The following is a 16,377-nucleotide window of genomic DNA, read 5'->3' as shown; positions in this document are numbered from 1 at the left end:
TCAGGCAACCCGCTCCAATTTAATAGGATACGTTTTTTTAGATGCCCATTGAGCTACGTAAATATTTTCGTCTTCATCGACCAGCACATCATGCGGATGTAAAAAAGGCGAGTTCGTTCGATCTTTGCGTTGTTCCCCTAACTTGCCATCCTGATAAACGGGTTCTGTACCACCCGGTGTGGACACAACCCGGTCATTCTTGTCTAAGATAGTGATATAACCTGAATCTGGGTAGGCATCGGACGTACTACGGAATACGGCGCCAAAAAGACTATTGCCATGAATAACCGGGCGGCAAATGTATGAACCGGGCAGGGCGATGGTCGATAGGTATTTTCCATCCAGTGAAAAGCGCTTCAGGGCATTGTGTCGTCGATCAGTGATAAGAAGCGTAGGATTGGCTGCATTCCGACGGTCAACCGCGATGCCGTGGCAGCAATCGAAGGTTTCGTTGGTTTCGCCTTTTCCACCCCAGAAACGGATCAGCTTGCCGTTTTTATCGTATTGCATCACATGGTTCAAACCGTACCCATCAACAATATATATGTCGCCGTTTGCGGGATTGATAGCGGTTTCGGTTGGTTTGAACTGGGTCGGGTAGTCGTATTTGCCGGTCTCTTTGGGGTAGTCGATTTTTAGTAACTCCCGGCCGGTAAGGTCGGTTTTGATAACCTGGTGCCGTTCAGTATCGGCAATAAGCAGGTATTGGTCAGAACCTTCACCACCCAGGGTCAGGCCATGTCCGCCGGGATAGTCATGTCCCCAGGTGTCGAGCAGCTTACCCGATTTATCGTAAATCAGTACGTTGTTTTTGGTTTCATTGGTCAGGAGAATAATCCGGCCTTTGGCATCCTGAACCATCTCATGACAGTCGTTGACGGGGTTTTTGGCCGCGTCCAGCACTCCCCAGTTCGGCACTACCCGATACTTAAAGCCGTTATGACCTAATACCATCGTATCAGCCTTTCGGCCGTAGGGATTGGCGGAAAGAATGGTAGGAGCTACAAGACTAGTTGCGGTTGCCAGCGCTGCCTGTCGGGCAAACGATCGACGGGAAAGTAAAGGAGCCATAAGCGTACGCTATCGTTTCCCTAAAAAGGAACGAAGGGATAAACTTTACTGCAACCCTACAGAATCGCAAAAGCTGCCGATTCGATGGTTGTTCCGGTCGGCAGCTTTTACTGTATTATCTTTTGATTTGTTATCGGTTGCTGTCCTAGCCATTATCATCGCCTGAACCCCGATGCCCCTTTCGCATCTGGCCACGCATGGATTCCAGTTTTGCAAACTGATCGGGCGTCAGAATAGCTTTCAGCCTGGCTTTGTAATCATCAGCATTGGCTTTTAGGGCCTGCGCTTTGGCTTTGTTATCGTCGGAGCCTTTCTGGATTTCATCGACCTTTTGGGCTCGTGCCAACGTTACATCATATACTTTTTTTGAAGTGGCTTCGTCCAGACCAAGTTGTTTGGTCATCCGGTCGGTCATTCGCTGGGCTCGCGTGGTAGGGTCGGCAGCCTGAAATTGCTGCATCGCCCGACCGCGACCCATTCGTGGGGTGGATTGGGTAGGTGCCTGCGCTTCAGTAGCAGCCGTTTGGGCTAGTAAGGGGAGTGATAGGAGCGAAAGCATCAGCCCGCTCAGCACAAGTTTCTTAATCATGGTTTTTTGTTGTTAATCCGACTATGAGACGGACAACATGACTGCCGGTTTAATCAACACCATGATTTTAATTACATCTTAACCGATAAGGGGTATTTAAACACAGAGACACGGAGCACACAGAGAAAAAAGATTTTTAACCTCTGTGTGCTCCGTGTCTCTGTGTTTAAACTTTTAAGCCGTCTGGAATGAAGTGATTAATTGTGCAATTTTTTCTAACCCTATCGTGTCAGCCTCACTAAAATCATCCAGTTGATCACTATCCACATCCAGTACCATTGTTACGTTTCCTGCCAGATCAAACACGGGCACGACAATCTCTGACTTCGACGCCGAACTACAGGCAATATGGCCTGGGAACTGTTCAACATCTGGTACCAGAATTGTCTCTTTGCGCGTATAAGCAGCTCCGCAAACGCCCTTATTGAAAGCAATACGCGTGCAGGCAATCGGTCCCTGAAATGGTCCCAAAACCAGCTGGTCATCTTTTTTAAGATAAAAACCGACCCAGAAAAAGCCGAATGCTTCTTTCAGGGCAGCGGCAATGTTCGCCAGATTAGCAACTAAATCGGTTTCGCCTTCGACCAGTGCGGCTATCTGTGGGAGCAAACTTTCGTAAATAGTCTGCCGGTTGGTAGTTTGGGGTAGAACGAGTGTTTCTGCCACGATGTTTGATGTAAGGTATAGGATGTATGATATATGATGTATTCCGAATATACCTTACATCATATATCATACATCCTATATCATTTAGTTTCTTGTAAAGAACTGGATCAGCACAATACTCAGTGTCGTGAATAAGGTGCTGGCGGCTACTCGAATCAGCGTTGGAATAATCAGCGAAAGACTACTGGCTTCGATGAAAAACAAGGCTGTGTGATGAATAAGCGCTAAAATGAAAACGTATCGGAAGAAAGCCCCAGTTCCCAACTCTTTAAGAGAGAATTCGATTCGTGACTCAAGGCCGGGGACATCGATTTGGGCACGTACAATTAACGGTCGACAGTAGGCCATCAGTACCGTTGCGGCTGCATGCATACCAAGCGTATTATAAAACGTATCGACGATAATGCCCGTCACGAAAGCAATGATCAGAAGCCAGGTCAAACTCGTTTCGTTCGGCAGCAGGAGAATACACGCGATGTACACAAAGCAAAACGCGTAATCGAAGAGCACCAGATTCCGTACGAGCACAATTTGCAATACGAGGTAGAGCAAAAACAGCAATACGGTCGATACAATTTCGCGAAAAGTCACAGCAAAATGGTTTACAGTATTCGGTTTACGGTATTCGATTTATGGTTTACGGCGGGCTAACCGCCACGGCGGACCGTGCAAGACGGCTCTGCGCCACTGAATACTATAAACCGAATACCGTAACTTATTTTTCAGTTTCAACTTGTTTCTCTAACTGATCCTGTTCGGCCTGTAACCGATTTTCGACTACGTACACAAACGATAGGTTGCTAAAATTTGTGGCCAGATAGAGGGTAATATCGTGAAAAGTCTGATTCGGCTGGACCCCAACCTTCATCACTCGACCAACCAGTATTCCTGGGGGAAATGTTGAATTAAATTCGGATGTAACAACCGAATCGCCTTTGGCGACGGCCTTATACCGGGCAATGGCATCCAATTTCATCAAATGGGGGTCGACACCATCCCACGTAGCCGTTCCGATTTCATTCGCTTTTACCAGTTTCGAGGATACCTGATATTCTGAGTGTAGAATGGAGGTGATCACCGAAAAATGTGGATTACAGACTTTCACTTTACCCACTACACCCGTTGGTGAGATAACACCCATACCCGGACGGATACCATCTTCAGTGCCTTTATCAATGGTGATGTAGTTGTTGGCAAACTGGGTGGTGTTATTCACCACTTTAGCTACAGTGAACTTGAAACGGCCCGCAAAAGCTGAATCGGCCTGATATTCCGCTGGGGAGGCTGGCTTACTTTGAAGTAGCTGGGTTAGCCGAGCGTGGAGTTGTTGGTTTTCAAGCGCTAAGTCCGCATTGACTTGCCGTAGGCTGGCGTATTGATTAGCGGCATTCGACCAGGCCAGTATCTTAGCTGCGTACCGATTTGACGTGTTGAAGTACGTCACTCCCCAATAGTTGCTGGTGTTGATGATGAAGTAAAAGCAAAGTACTTCCAGCAACACAAATAGAATGAAGTTTCGGCTTCGTAAGAAAAAATCAACTAACTCTCCCATATATACAAGTAACGCGGGTGGAAACCCGCGCTCTATAGCGATTTAATGATCATCTACAAAGCGCGGGTTTCCACCCGCGTTACTTTAACTAATCAGAACAGATTTATACAAATCCAGGTTCTTAATCACTTCGCCCGTACCTTTTACAACCGCTTTGAGCGGATCGTCGGCTACGTGAATCGGCAGTTTAGTTTTCGCTCCCAGACGCTTATCGAGACCATGCAGCAAAGCGCCACCACCTGTCAGGTGAATCCCGTTGGTATAAATATCGGCCGACAATTCCGGTGGCGAAATTTCAAGGGCTTTCATGGTAGCCTCTTCAATTTTCGAGATCGACTTATCGAGCGAGTAGGCAATTTCGCTGTAGGTTACCTTGATTTCTTTTGGAATACCCGTCATCAGGTCACGACCCCGGATTTCGTAGTCGGCTGGAGGATTGTCGAGTTCAGGGAGGGCCGAACCCACTTCCATTTTAATTTGCTCCGCTGACCGCTCGCCGATGAGCAGGTTATGTTCCCGACGCATGTAATCGACGATGTCTCGCGTGAAAACATCACCCGCAATCCGAATCGACTGTTCGCAGACGATACCTGACAGGGCGATCACGGCAATTTCAGTTGTTCCACCGCCGATGTCCACGATCATAGTACCGTTAGGCTGGGTAATGTCGATGCCGATACCAATAGCTGCGGCAATGGGTTCGTGTACCATGTACACTTCCTTCGCCCCGGCATGTTCGGCAGAGTCTTTAACCGCCCGTTTTTCCACTTCGGTAATCCCCGATGGAATACAGATGACCATCCGGTGCGAGGGCGAAAAAAGCTTGCTACCCGTATCGATCATCTTGATCATGCCCCGGATCATGAGCTCGGCGGCTGTAAAGTCGGCAATTACGCCGTCTTTCAGAGGGCGAATGGTTTTGATATTTTCGTTGGTCTTTTCATGCATCTGCATGGCCTTATGGCCAATCGCCAGCACTTTTCCGCTGACTTTGTCCATTGCAATAATCGAAGGCTCATCCACCACAATCCTGTCCTTGTGAATAATCAAGGTATTCGCTGTGCCCAGGTCAATCGCAATGTCGCTGGTTAGAAAATTAAAAAGTCCCATTATAGGTTGACGCAGAACGCCTTAATACGAGTACTGATTTTTTGAAAAGTGTACAAAAATAGGGAGAATCTGATAAAATTCCCGTTCCAGCCGTACGTCTGGATAAATAGTTTTTACAGCGCTCAAATAATAGGTTCTCAACGGTAATAAGACAAATACGAGGTAGTTACAAAATATCAACCCTTTCGCATCCCAGCACGAAGACTATCGAATAGCTCTATAAATTTCTGACAGGCCTGCTTCGATGATAGCGAAATTTTCCAGTAGGCTCGACGAAAGCCGGGGTCTGTTATACTAGTAACAGCCGTTCCCTTTTGTAAAAAGAACTCTACTTCATAGGTGTCCTTCCCGCTTTTGCTCCAATTCAGATGAGTTGTTTCCATTAACGGAAAAACATGGTTGTTAATTTGAATCGCATACTCTTTTACGAGCGGTTTAATAACCGTTGTCGATGCAGTAGAGCATGTTTGCTGGAGGAGCATTTGCAAATCTGCTACCGTAGCATGAATACGCTCTTGAGCCATGCAGGACCCTGTTCCAAGAAAAATAACGATTAGCGCGAAGATGATTTTTTTCATATGAGTTATCTGTTTTATGGCTAGATGCGCTTAGTCGTCAATGAGGTTGCATGCTGATAGCCATTATTTGTAGAACGACCATCGTCGGAGCGGTAAACCATTATCCAGATCAAGGCGTATTACCGTTTGAAAATCCATTCCGCCTAACCTGATCATGAGCATAGCATACGAAGTATATTCTCCATTACCTTTGTACTATTATGGGAATTCGTTCAGTAGCGAGTAAGCCGTTGGCTAAGTGGGTAGTAGAGCGTCAGCAAGACTGGATGTATCAGCCTGCCCAAGCTCAACAACACTGGTTTCAGAAATTGGTTGAAGGTGGGCGTGATACAGTGTTTGGGCGTGATCATCGGCTGAAAGATGTACAAACGGTTGAGGAGTTTCGGCAGGCGGTTCCGGTTCGCGACTATGAAGACCTGAAACCGTACATCGAGCAGATTTTACATGGCGATAGTGATGTGCTCTGGAAGGGAAAACCCTTATATTTCGCCAAAACGTCGGGTACTACCTCGGGTACCAAGTATATTCCCATCACGAGTGATTCGATTCCGAATCACATCAACTCGGCCCGCGATGCCCTGCTGAACTACGTCAATGAAACGGGCAACAGCGCCTTTTTAGACAAAAAACTCATTTTTCTGTCAGGTAGTCCTGAGTTGACCCAGAAAGTGGGTATAAACATTGGGCGGCTGTCGGGCATTGTCAACCACCACGTTCCGGCTTATCTACGTACCAACCAGATGCCCAGCTACGAAACCAATACGATCGAAGACTGGGAAACGAAGCTGGAGCGAATCATTGACGAAACCTTGCCCGAACCAATGTCACTGATCTCGGGTATTCCGCCTTGGGTGCAGATGTATTTCGACCGGATTCAGGAGCGGACAGGCAAATTGATTAAAGACGTTTTTCCTGATTTTTCGCTGTTCGTGTATGGTGGAGTCAATTTTGAACCGTACCGAGCCAAACTCTTCGAGAGCATCGGCAAACGCATTGATTCCATCGAAACCTACCCCGCTTCGGAAGGATTCATTGCCTTTCAGGATTCACAAACCGAAGAAGGGCTGTTGATGCTGCTGAATAGCGGTATCTTCTTTGAGTTCATTGCCGCCGACGAGTTTTTTACCGATAACCCGCGTCGGCTGACTATTGATGAGGTTGAGTTGGGGAAAAACTATGCGGTGATCATCAACAACAACGCGGGTCTTTGGGGATATTCTCTTGGCGATACGGTTAAATTCGTGTCGCGTGAGCCGTATCGACTACTGGTAACGGGGCGAATCAAGCATTTTATTTCGGCGTTTGGCGAACACGTTATCGGCGAAGAGGTAGAAAAAGCCTTACAGTTTGCGATGCAGAAACATCCCGAAACCGAAGTCGTTGAATTCACCGTGGCCCCAATGGTCAGCCCGAAAGAAGGGTTACCTTACCACGAATGGTTCATTGAGTTTGCTACCCCCCCGCATGACCCCGTTACATTCGCACAAGACATTAACCACCGTCTGGTAGAATTGAACGTATACTATGATGATCTCATAACCGGTTCTATCTTGCAGCCACTGAAATTAACAGCTTTGCCACGAGGTGCTTTTCAACGTTACATGAAGTCTCAGGGTAAGCTGGGCGGCCAAAACAAAGTACCCCGGCTGAGCAACGACCGTAAAATCGCGGATGGACTAGTGGAAACCATACAAACGATTTAAGATTATGGAAGCAATTAATTATTTGACGGACGCCGAAGGTCGGAAAAAGGCCATCGTGATTGATCTTGATGAGTTGAAACGGACTGGGCAGACCGGCCATGACATTATGATGCAACTTCAGGAGGAACTTGAAGACCTGCTTGATATCGCTTTGGTTAAAAACGAAGAGACGGTCTCTTGGGAAGAAGCAGAACAACAGTTACGCGAGAAAGGCATTATTGATTAATGAAATACAGCGTTACGATCAAAAAATCAGCGTTAAAAGCGATTGAATCACTTCCTAAAAAAATTGCGAATAATGTATCATCTTCAATTCGTGGTTTAGCTGACAATCCGCGCCCAGCCCACTGTAAAAAGTTAAAAGGCGTTGACGATACCTATCGTATTCGAATTGGCGATTATCGAGTACTTTATACTATTGACGATAGTATCGTAACGGTTGAAGTCGTTAAAGTGGGCAATCGAAAAGACATTTATGACTGAAATTAAAAAACGACATATTGCCATTCTGGGCTCGACCGGCTCTATCGGTACGCAGGCGGTTGAGGTAATAAAAGCGCATCCCGACCAGTTTCAGGTGGAGGTGCTAACAACCAACAATAACGCCCATCTGCTGATTGAGCAGGCTATTGAGTTACAACCTAATGTAGTTGTCATTTGTAATGAAGACCGGTACGATCAGGTATTTTCGGCACTTGACCCGCTGGGGATTAAGGTGTATGCGGGTGCCAAAGCCATTGCCTCGGTAGTGCAAATGGATGCCATCGACATGGTGTTGACAGCTATGGTTGGGTATGCCGGTCTACTACCAACGATCAAAGCGATTGAAGCCGGAAAGTCGATCGCCTTAGCTAACAAAGAAACCCTGGTGGTTGCTGGTGAACTTATTACGCGGCTGGCGGCTCAGAAAGGTGTCAATATTTATCCGGTCGATTCGGAGCACTCGGCTATTTTTCAATGTCTGGTGGGTGAGTTTCATAACCCGATCGAAAAAATCATTCTGACTGCATCAGGAGGGCCATTTCGGGGCAAGACACGGGAGTTTTTAGCGACGGTAACCAAGGCACAGGCACTCAAACACCCGAATTGGGCGATGGGAGCCAAGATAACCATTGACTCCGCTACCTTGATGAACAAAGGGCTGGAGGTGATCGAAGCCAAGTGGCTGTTTGGTCTTCAATCGAATCAGATCGACGTTGTGGTGCATCCGCAAAGCATTATTCACTCGCTGGTTCAGTTTGAAGATGGGAGCTTAAAGGCGCAGATGGGGTTGCCCGATATGCGATTGCCCATTCAGTTTGCGCTGGGGTATCCAAACCGGATCAAGTCCGATTTCCCTCGTTTCAACTTTCTGGATTATCCTTCCTTAACGTTCGAACAGCCTGACCGCGATACATTCCGAAATTTACAGCTAGCCTTTGAAGCACTCGATCGGGGAGGAAATGCGCCCTGTATCATCAATGCGGCCAATGAAATAGCTGTCGATGCGTTCCTGAACGACCAGATTGGCTTCCTGGAAATTTCGGAAATCATTGAAAGTTGCCTGAGCAAATCGTCATTCGTGCAAAGCCCAACCTATGAGGACTACGTTCGGACGGATGAAGAAACGCGCCGATTAGCCACCGAACGAATTAAAAGTTTGGTTTAGCTGTTTGTATTATATGACCTATGCATAACGTTTTAACGGTCATAACTCACTACATTTAGGTTGCCTGCACACGTTGCCCGGCAAGCTACCCTAAGCTAAGTCGTTAAATAATCTTAAAAACTAATCCTCTCATAAAGGCCCGCCGAAGCGGTTTTTGATTACATGGAAATTTTAGTGATGGCCGGACAGCTCATTCTGGGCTTGTCTATTTTAGTTGGATTACACGAATTAGGACACCTGCTGGCTGCCAAAGCGTTTGGCATGCGGGTTGAGCAATATTTTATCGGATTCCCACCGAAAGTCTGGAGTATAAAACGGGGTGAAACCGAATACGGTGTGGGAGCGATTCCACTGGGTGGTTTTGTGAAAATTTCGGGCATGATCGACGAATCACTCGATACGACTCATACCAACACTGAACCACAACCCTACGAATTTCGCTCGAAGCCAGCCTGGCAACGGTTGATCGTTATGCTAGGGGGTATTATCGTCAATGTGATTGTCGGTATTATGGTTTTTGTGATCCTGGCCTACAAAAACGGGAATACGTATCTTGCCAGTCAGGATGTTAAATATGGTATTGTTGCCAATGAACTAGGTAAAGAAATTGGATTTCGGACGGGCGATAAGATTGTAAAAATCAACGGTAAGTCATTCAGTGATTTTGGTGAGGTATTTAGCTCTGATGTCCTGTTAGGCACTAACAGCTATTATACCGTAGAGCGAGATGGCAAGCTGGAAGATATTTATATCCCAAACAGTTTCCTGAATAAATTGTCGGATAGCAAGAAGGGAGATAGCCCGTTTATTGAGCCAATCCGGCCTTTTAAAGTCGATTTACTCGCACCTGATCAGCCAGCTATCAAAGCGGGTTTAAAACCGGGTGATGTTATTACAAGTGTGAACGGAAAGCCGATTCGGTTTTATCACGAATTTTCTGACATAGTGAAGCCACTTATTAATAAGCCAATTACGTTAGTCGTTAACCGTTCAGGGAATTTAGTAACCTTGAATATGACCACTACCGCAGAAGGAAAGATTGGATTTATTCCAGAATTTCTTCTAAAACAAAGCCATACGGATTATACGTTCGGCGAAGCATTGGTAGTTGGCACAAACAAAGCGTTTCAGGTTGTTTTCGACAACATAAAAGGATTCGGTAAAATCTTCCGGGGAGAAGTATCAGCATCCAAAGCCTTAAGTGGTCCGATTGGTATTGCCAAGAATTTATATGGTAGTATTTGGGATTGGGAGAATTTCTGGCGCATGACGGGCCTGCTTTCCATGGCTCTTGCTTTTATGAACGCGTTACCGATCCCTGCTCTCGATGGAGGCCATGCAACGATTTTGGGCTACGAAATTATTTCGGGTCGTAAACCGTCCGATAAGTTTTTGGAAGGGGCTCAGCGAGTGGGTATGGTTATCTTGCTCGGTCTGATGGCTTTTGCTATTTTCAACGATGTATTTAAAGCTGTTTTTTAAGGCATTAAAACGCAAAGGCGCTAATAAAACGCAAAGATCGCAACGTCTTTATTGGCGGTCTTTGCGTTTTCCTTTGCTTCTTTGGGTTTGTCTTGTCCTATCAAGTGCCAGCCGACCGGCTCATGACTTTCACGCCAGCGTCACGCAGATGCAGTATGATCCGAAAGAACGATCGTTTGAAATCAGTATTCGCATATTTACGGACGATTTCGAAAAGGCTCTTTCTGAAGCGTCACATAGCCGAATCAATCTGGAAACGAATGCAAAAGCCGATGAGCTTATTGAGAAATACGTCCTGTCGCACATTAGCTACGTAAATCCTCAAAAGCAGACCAAACCGTTAAAATATGTTGGTCATGAAGTAGAAGCAGACGCAAACTGGATTTATCTGGAAATGCCCTATGCCGAACCATTTCGGGGCGGATTACTGAAGCAAAATGTCCTGATGGAGTTGTTTGACGACCAGGTTAATATGGTCAATATCCAATATCAGGGTCAGAAAAAAACGTTCGTCTTTCGTAAAAACCAGCCGGTTCAGGACATATCGTTCGGTTAATAAATTTCTGAGTTACTAAGGTTAGTAATCCGTTAATATTGTACTTGTAACGCTTTGCCAGTCAATTCGTCATAAGAATAGGATTGGCATAGTGCTTGCAGCTAGCTCTATCCCTACCTAACTGTAGCTAACCCATTATTGAAGCTGTCAGGCTGACAGTGTATATATGATTATCGATAAAGAAATAACAACCCGTTTATTGATGACCGATTTTGATTCGGATAATTTAGAAATTGTTCCGCTCGGATCACCGGAGGGGTTAGATGAAGACTATGAGTTGCCGGCCAATCTTCCCATTTTGCCGGTTCGTAATACGGTATTGTTTCCGGGTATGGTTATACCCGTTACAGTCGGGCGTGCCAAGTCGATCCGGTTGGTGAAGCGTGCTTATAAAGGTAATCGAATCATTGGTGTGGTGGCTCAGCTCAATCAACAGAAAGACGAGCCAACAGCCGATGATCTGTACCGGTTTGGAACGGTAGCCTACATCATTAAAATGATTACGCTGCCCGATGGGAATATTACCATTATTATTCAGGGTAAAAAACGGTTTGAAATTCAGCAGATTACGCAGGAAGAGCCGTTCATGACTGCACAGGTCCGCCAGATCGATGATTCCTTCCCGAACGTAAACAAGAAAGAGGGAAAAGCGTTACAGCAATCCCTGAAAGATGCTGCCTACAAAATTCTGCGGCTTAATCCCGAAATTCCTCAGGAAGCCCGTATTGCATTAGATAACATCGAAAGTTCCACGTTTCTGCTTCACTTCCTGTCTTCGAACCTGAATGCGGATGTAGGTGATAAACAACGACTTCTGGAACTGGTTGATGGTAGCCAGCAAGCTAGCTTGTTGCTCGAATACATGCTACGTGAAGTGCAGCTGCTCGAACTGAAGCGTGAAATTCAATCCAAAGCATCTTCCGACCTCGATCAGCAGCAACGCGACTACTATCTGCGTCAGCAGATGAAAGTGTTGCAGGACGAGTTGGGTATGGATAGTCCCGACCGCGATATTGATGAGCTACGCATGAAAGCCGATCGTAAAAAATGGTCGACCGAAGTACGTGGGCATTTCGATAAGGAACTTAATAAGCTCCAGCGGATCAACCCGATGGCACCGGAGTATCCGGTAACGATGAACTACGTCGAGCTGATGGTCGATCTGCCCTGGAATGAGTATACCAAGGATAATTTCGATCTGAAACGGGCACAGAAGATTCTGGACGCCGACCACTTTGGGCTCGAAAAGGTGAAAGAGCGGATTATTGAATACCTGGCCGTTCTGAAGCTGAAGAATGATATGAAAGCGCCGATTCTGTGCCTGTATGGCCCTCCGGGTGTGGGTAAAACCTCGCTTGGTAAATCGGTGGCGAAGGCACTTGGCCGAAAATATAGCCGGATGGCGCTGGGTGGCGTTCACGATGAAGCCGAAATCCGTGGGCACCGCAAAACCTATATCGGCGCTATGCCGGGCAAAATCATTCAGAACATTCGGAAATGTGGTACTGCCAATCCGGTGTTCATTCTGGATGAAATTGATAAAGTGAGTTCTGATTTTCGGGGCGATCCATCGTCGGCACTGCTCGAAGTGCTTGATCCAGAGCAGAATTCAACCTTTATGGACAACTATCTCGAAACGGAATTCGATCTGTCGCGGGTATTGTTCATTGCCACGGCTAACTCGCTCGATACGATTCATCCGGCCCTGCGCGACCGTATGGAAGTAATCGATATTGCGGGGTATACAGTTGAAGAAAAAGTACAGATCGCGAAGAAGTACCTGATTCCGAAGCAACGTAAAGACCACGGCTTGAAACCCAAAGACCTGGTCATTGAGGATAAAGCAATCCTTCGAATTATTGAAGGATATACACGTGAATCGGGTGTTCGGAATCTGGAGCAAAAGATTGGAGCACTGGTGCGTAAAGTGGCTAAATCCATTGCAATGGAGGAAGAGTATAATCACTCTGTAAAAGCCAGTGATATTCCTAAACTGCTGGGCGCTGAGATTTTCGACAAAGAACTCTATGCCGACGATGATATTGCCGGTGCTGTAACGGGCCTTGCCTGGACTCAGGTTGGTGGCGAAATCCTGATGATCGAATCCAGTTTAAGTCGTGGTAAAGGGGCACTGACCCTTTCGGGACAATTGGGCGAGGTTATGAAAGAGTCGGCTATTACGGCCCTTTCTTACTTGAAAGCCCATGCCGATGATCTGGGAATCGACTACCGTATTTTTAATCATTACGATCTGCACATTCATATTCCAGCTGGTGCTGTTCCGAAGGATGGGCCCTCGGCTGGTATCACGATGCTGACCTCGATGGCATCTATTTATACCCAACGCAAGGTGAAGCCTTATATCGCTATGACCGGTGAGGTTACGTTGCGCGGTAAAGTGTTGCCAGTAGGTGGTATTAAAGAGAAGATTCTGGCGGCTAATCGGGCAGGAGTTAAAGAAATTATCCTCTGCTCGAAAAATCGGAAGGATATTGAAGAAGTCAATCAGACGTACATCAAAGATCTGAAATTCCATTACGTCGATACAGTGGATCAGGTGCTGAGTTTTGCCTTATTGCCCGGCCAGGTTGGTAAGCCAATGAAATTCATCCTCCCCGAAGAAAAAGAGCAACGGGAAGTAGAGAAAGTATACTAGCAGGTAATATAAAATGAATAATGGATAATGAACAACGAGCTTAGTGTTCATTATCCATTATTCATTTTATATTACCCATTGTTCATTTTACATTACCCTGCCAGTGCTTGATTTTCAAAAACTCTCTGCTCAGTATCAGCAGGCGCTGTTGCGTCAGGTGGTACCGTTTTGGCTTAAACACAGCCAGGATGCCCGCTGGGGAGGGTATTTTGATTTGCTTTCGACGACGGGGGACGTGATTGAGGGGGATAAATTTGTTGCGTTACAGGCTCAACAGGCATGGGCATTTGCCTGGCTCTACAATACACTTGACGGGCAACCTCTTTGGCGCGATCATGCCCGGCAAGGAGTTTCTTTTTTGAGTCAGTTTGCTCATGATGAGCATATCAATTGTTTTTCTCAAGTTGACCGGCTTGGTCGACCAGTAGCCCTTTCTAACGACCTTATACCTAACGCTTGTACGGTGATGGCGTATGCACAGTATCATCAGGCTACGGGCGAGGATGAGTGGGCTATGCTGACAAAGCAGACCTTATCAACTATGCTTCAGCGTCGGGAAGTAATTCGGGGAGAGCAACAGGCATCTTTAGGTAGCTTTCGGCAGACTCGACAGTTAGGTGAAGTACTGGCCATTCTGAAAGCTATTCTGGAAATACAGCCGCTGCTTGATGACGAATCCTGGAGGCAGTATTTGGAAGCGATACTTCAGGAAATCTTGCATGAGTTTGTCGATCGACGGACGGATACCCTTCGCGAAACCATTTTGCCGGATGGGGCATTCCTGAACACACCCGAAGGTCGTCGGTTGAATGTTGGCCTGACGTTTCAGACTGCTAATTATTTGCTTGATGTGTATGCCGAAACCAGCCGGTCAAAAAGTACTTTAACTAGCTTAATTAATCGTAAAGTAGTGTCACAGTTTGTGGCCTGGTGCCAGCAAATGTGTGAGCAGGCATGGGATGAAACTACAACTGGTCTCAACTTGTATATTGATTTCAAAGGCCAACCTCTTATCTTTCCGGATACGCAGCAAAAATGGGCCTGGGTACATGTAGAAGCCCTTTCAGCCCTTTTGAAATGCTATTACCATACCAACAATGCGGATTGCCTGAAGTGGTTTAAGCGTATCCACGACTATACCTTCCAGCATTTCCCCGACTCCAAAACCACAGGCTGGCATCTGGTCATTGATGCTCAGGCACAACCCCTGCTGGCGGCCAAAGCGATTCCGGCCGTTGGCTGCTATTCCCTTATCCGTTGCCTGACCGAAACGGCGCAGCTTTTGCCCAAATGTGAACCGCTTAAAGCGACACCACAACCCGGCCGTTCTCGTATTTCGCTTAATTCATAAGTGTGCAAGCCGATCCATACTGATTTGGGCGATATTCACTACTTTTGCGACCAAGTTTTTGTATCGTTTTCAATCGTTTATAGAACCAAGTCCAATGGAGAAAATTAAGGTAGCGAATCCGGTTGTCGAACTGGATGGCGACGAAATGACCCGTATCATCTGGAAATTCATTAAAGACAAGCTGATTCTGCCCTACGTTGACGTTGATATTAAATATTACGACCTCGGCATCGAATACCGCGACGAAACCAACGACCAGGTAACGATTGATGCGGCCAATGCCATTAAAGAATACGGTGTGGGTATCAAATGCGCTACGATTACCCCTGACGAAGACCGTGTTAAAGAATTTAATCTGAAGCAGATGTGGAAATCGCCGAACGGTACAATCCGGAACATTCTGGATGGTACGGTGTTCCGTGAGCCAATCGTAATGAGCAACGTTCCTCGTCTGGTCATAAACTGGAAAGCACCGATTATCGTAGGGCGCCATGCGTTTGGTGATCAGTACCGGGCTACGGATTTTCTAGTACCTGGCAAAGGTAAACTGACCATGAAATTTGAAGGTGAGGACGGTACCGTACAGGAGTACGAAGTGTTCAACTTCAAAGGTCCAGGTGTAGCCATGGGCATGTATAACGTCGACGAGTCGATCAAAGGGTTTGCCCGTTCGTGCTTCAACGTAGCCGTGCAGAAAGGCTGGCCGTTGTACCTCTCGACCAAGAATACGATCCTGAAAAAATACGACGGTCGTTTCAAAGATATCTTCCAGGAAATCTACGAAACCGAGTTCAAAAGCACTGGCGTTCACTACGAACACCGCCTGATCGATGATATGGTGGCTTCGGCGCTGAAATGGGAAGGTAACTTCGTATGGGCTTGTAAAAACTATGACGGTGACGTTCAGTCGGATACGGTTGCCCAAGGCTTTGGTTCACTGGGTCTGATGACGTCCGTTCTGTTGACACCCGATGGTAACACGATGGAGGCTGAAGCCGCTCACGGTACCGTTACCCGTCACTATCGCGAATACCAGAAAGGGAATAAAACGTCGACCAACCCGATCGCTTCGATCTATGCCTGGACGCGTGGTCTGGCATTCCGTGGTAAACTGGATGACAATCAGGAACTGATCGATTTCGCTAATGCCCTCGAAGCGGTTTGCGTAGAAACGGTTGAAAGCGGTAAAATGACCAAGGATCTGGCCCTATCTGCATTCCCCGATGTGAAGAATCTGGTAGCGGGTGAGCATTACCTGTACACCGAAGACTTCCTCGAAGCGCTGGATACCAACCTGAAAGCGAAACTGAACCGGGATTAAACTGATTTAACTGACTGACCTTGATTTTTATTAAAATGGTTTTCAAAGAAAGCTAGACAGTCAAAATCAAAGTCGGTCAGTTAAATCACATAAA

16 protein-coding genes are annotated in these 16,377 nt (G+C 46.6%); 9 read left to right on the top strand and 7 right to left on the bottom strand.

The genetic code is table 11. The annotated features are described in order from the left end of the window. The 7 genes from ACYVFD_RS12455 to ACYVFD_RS12425 all read right to left on the bottom strand — a co-directional run bounded on the left by ACYVFD_RS12455 (position 1) and on the right by ACYVFD_RS12425 (position 5,566). On the bottom strand, positions 1–1,071 hold the full coding sequence (locus tag ACYVFD_RS12455) for an NHL repeat-containing protein (protein WP_461090422.1): 1,071 nt from the start codon (positions 1,069–1,071) through the stop codon (positions 1–3). Between the two features lie 145 nt (positions 1,072–1,216). Beyond that, positions 1,217–1,660, bottom strand: a complete 444-nt coding sequence (locus tag ACYVFD_RS12450) for a DUF4890 domain-containing protein (protein WP_461090420.1) — start codon at positions 1,658–1,660, stop codon at positions 1,217–1,219. Positions 1,661–1,834: 174 nt separating this feature from the next. Then, on the bottom strand, positions 1,835–2,326 hold the full coding sequence (locus tag ACYVFD_RS12445) for a GAF domain-containing protein (protein WP_461090418.1): 492 nt from the start codon (positions 2,324–2,326) through the stop codon (positions 1,835–1,837). Positions 2,327–2,410: 84 nt separating this feature from the next. Then, entirely contained in the window at positions 2,411–2,917 is a 507-nt protein-coding gene (locus tag ACYVFD_RS12440; protein ID WP_461090416.1) for a hypothetical protein, read from the bottom strand. Positions 2,918–3,041: 124 nt separating this feature from the next. Further along, positions 3,042–3,878, bottom strand: a complete 837-nt coding sequence (mreC, locus tag ACYVFD_RS12435) for a rod shape-determining protein MreC (protein ID WP_461090414.1) — start codon at positions 3,876–3,878, stop codon at positions 3,042–3,044. An 84-nt stretch (positions 3,879–3,962) separates the two neighbouring features. Then, positions 3,963–4,988 carry a rod shape-determining protein gene (locus ACYVFD_RS12430; RefSeq protein ID WP_020597389.1) on the bottom strand — a complete coding sequence of 342 codons (1,026 nt, stop codon included), beginning with the start codon at positions 4,986–4,988 and terminating at the stop codon, positions 3,963–3,965. A gap of 176 nt (positions 4,989–5,164) precedes the next feature. Continuing rightward, positions 5,165–5,566, bottom strand: a complete 402-nt coding sequence (locus ACYVFD_RS12425) for a hypothetical protein (protein WP_461090412.1) — start codon at positions 5,564–5,566, stop codon at positions 5,165–5,167. A 200-nt stretch (positions 5,567–5,766) separates the two neighbouring features. On the opposite strand from ACYVFD_RS12425, the gene ACYVFD_RS12420 reads away from it, so the two are divergent. From ACYVFD_RS12420 to ACYVFD_RS12380, 9 genes are all read left to right on the top strand, one after another. Then, positions 5,767–7,269 carry a GH3 auxin-responsive promoter family protein gene (locus ACYVFD_RS12420; protein WP_461090410.1) on the top strand — a complete coding sequence of 501 codons (1,503 nt, stop codon included), beginning with the start codon at positions 5,767–5,769 and terminating at the stop codon, positions 7,267–7,269. 4 nt (positions 7,270–7,273) lie between these two features. Then, positions 7,274–7,495, top strand: coding sequence for a hypothetical protein (locus ACYVFD_RS12415; protein WP_461090408.1), 222 nt, complete (start codon positions 7,274–7,276; stop codon positions 7,493–7,495). Further along, on the top strand, positions 7,495–7,752 hold the full coding sequence (locus tag ACYVFD_RS12410; protein WP_461090406.1) for a type II toxin-antitoxin system RelE family toxin: 258 nt from the start codon (positions 7,495–7,497) through the stop codon (positions 7,750–7,752). The genes ACYVFD_RS12415 and ACYVFD_RS12410 overlap by 1 nt, the downstream gene beginning before the upstream one ends. Beyond that, positions 7,745–8,917 carry a 1-deoxy-D-xylulose-5-phosphate reductoisomerase gene (locus ACYVFD_RS12405; protein WP_461090404.1) on the top strand — a complete coding sequence of 391 codons (1,173 nt, stop codon included), beginning with the start codon at positions 7,745–7,747 and terminating at the stop codon, positions 8,915–8,917. The genes ACYVFD_RS12410 and ACYVFD_RS12405 overlap by 8 nt, the downstream gene beginning before the upstream one ends. Positions 8,918–9,079: 162 nt before the next feature. Continuing rightward, a complete protein-coding gene (gene rseP, locus ACYVFD_RS12400) occupies positions 9,080–10,399 on the top strand; it encodes an RIP metalloprotease RseP (protein WP_461090402.1) in 1,320 nt (439 codons plus the stop codon). A gap of 61 nt (positions 10,400–10,460) precedes the next feature. Continuing rightward, positions 10,461–10,955 (top strand): DUF6702 family protein, encoded by a 495-nt coding sequence (locus ACYVFD_RS12395; RefSeq protein WP_461090400.1) that lies wholly within the window; start codon positions 10,461–10,463, stop codon positions 10,953–10,955. A 166-nt stretch (positions 10,956–11,121) separates the two neighbouring features. After that, the gene (gene lon / locus ACYVFD_RS12390) at positions 11,122–13,611 is read left to right on the top strand and encodes an endopeptidase La (protein ID WP_461090399.1); all 2,490 of its coding nucleotides are present in this window, start codon (positions 11,122–11,124) and stop codon (positions 13,609–13,611) included. A 103-nt stretch (positions 13,612–13,714) separates the two neighbouring features. Beyond that, on the top strand, positions 13,715–14,962 hold the full coding sequence (locus ACYVFD_RS12385; protein ID WP_461090397.1) for an AGE family epimerase/isomerase: 1,248 nt from the start codon (positions 13,715–13,717) through the stop codon (positions 14,960–14,962). 94 nt (positions 14,963–15,056) lie between these two features. Next, positions 15,057–16,283 carry an NADP-dependent isocitrate dehydrogenase gene (locus ACYVFD_RS12380; RefSeq protein ID WP_461090396.1) on the top strand — a complete coding sequence of 409 codons (1,227 nt, stop codon included), beginning with the start codon at positions 15,057–15,059 and terminating at the stop codon, positions 16,281–16,283. The last annotated feature ends 94 nt before the right edge of the window (positions 16,284–16,377 follow it).

It is taken from the genome of Spirosoma gilvum (assembly GCF_054776815.1).
This window is presented reverse-complemented; position numbering and strand designations above follow the sequence as displayed.

Excerpts from the sequence above, each read along its gene's own strand:
- ACYVFD_RS12455 (WP_461090422.1), bottom strand. The coding sequence starts at position 1,071 with ATGGCTCCTTTACTTTCCCGTCGATCGTTTGCCCGACAGGCAGCGCTG.
- ACYVFD_RS12450 (WP_461090420.1), bottom strand. The coding sequence starts at position 1,660 with ATGATTAAGAAACTTGTGCTGAGCGGGCTGATGCTTTCGCTCCTATCA.
- mreC (WP_461090414.1), bottom strand. The coding sequence starts at position 3,878 with ATGGGAGAGTTAGTTGATTTTTTCTTACGAAGCCGAAACTTCATTCTA.
- ACYVFD_RS12430 (WP_020597389.1), bottom strand. The coding sequence starts at position 4,988 with ATGGGACTTTTTAATTTTCTAACCAGCGACATTGCGATTGACCTGGGC.
- ACYVFD_RS12425 (WP_461090412.1), bottom strand. The coding sequence starts at position 5,566 with ATGAAAAAAATCATCTTCGCGCTAATCGTTATTTTTCTTGGAACAGGG.
- ACYVFD_RS12420 (WP_461090410.1), top strand. The coding sequence starts at position 5,767 with ATGGGAATTCGTTCAGTAGCGAGTAAGCCGTTGGCTAAGTGGGTAGTA.
- ACYVFD_RS12415 (WP_461090408.1), top strand. The coding sequence starts at position 7,274 with ATGGAAGCAATTAATTATTTGACGGACGCCGAAGGTCGGAAAAAGGCC.
- ACYVFD_RS12410 (WP_461090406.1), top strand. The coding sequence starts at position 7,495 with ATGAAATACAGCGTTACGATCAAAAAATCAGCGTTAAAAGCGATTGAA.
- ACYVFD_RS12405 (WP_461090404.1), top strand. The coding sequence starts at position 7,745 with ATGACTGAAATTAAAAAACGACATATTGCCATTCTGGGCTCGACCGGC.
- rseP (WP_461090402.1), top strand. The coding sequence starts at position 9,080 with ATGGAAATTTTAGTGATGGCCGGACAGCTCATTCTGGGCTTGTCTATT.
- lon (WP_461090399.1), top strand. The coding sequence starts at position 11,122 with ATGATTATCGATAAAGAAATAACAACCCGTTTATTGATGACCGATTTT.
- ACYVFD_RS12380 (WP_461090396.1), top strand. The coding sequence starts at position 15,057 with ATGGAGAAAATTAAGGTAGCGAATCCGGTTGTCGAACTGGATGGCGAC.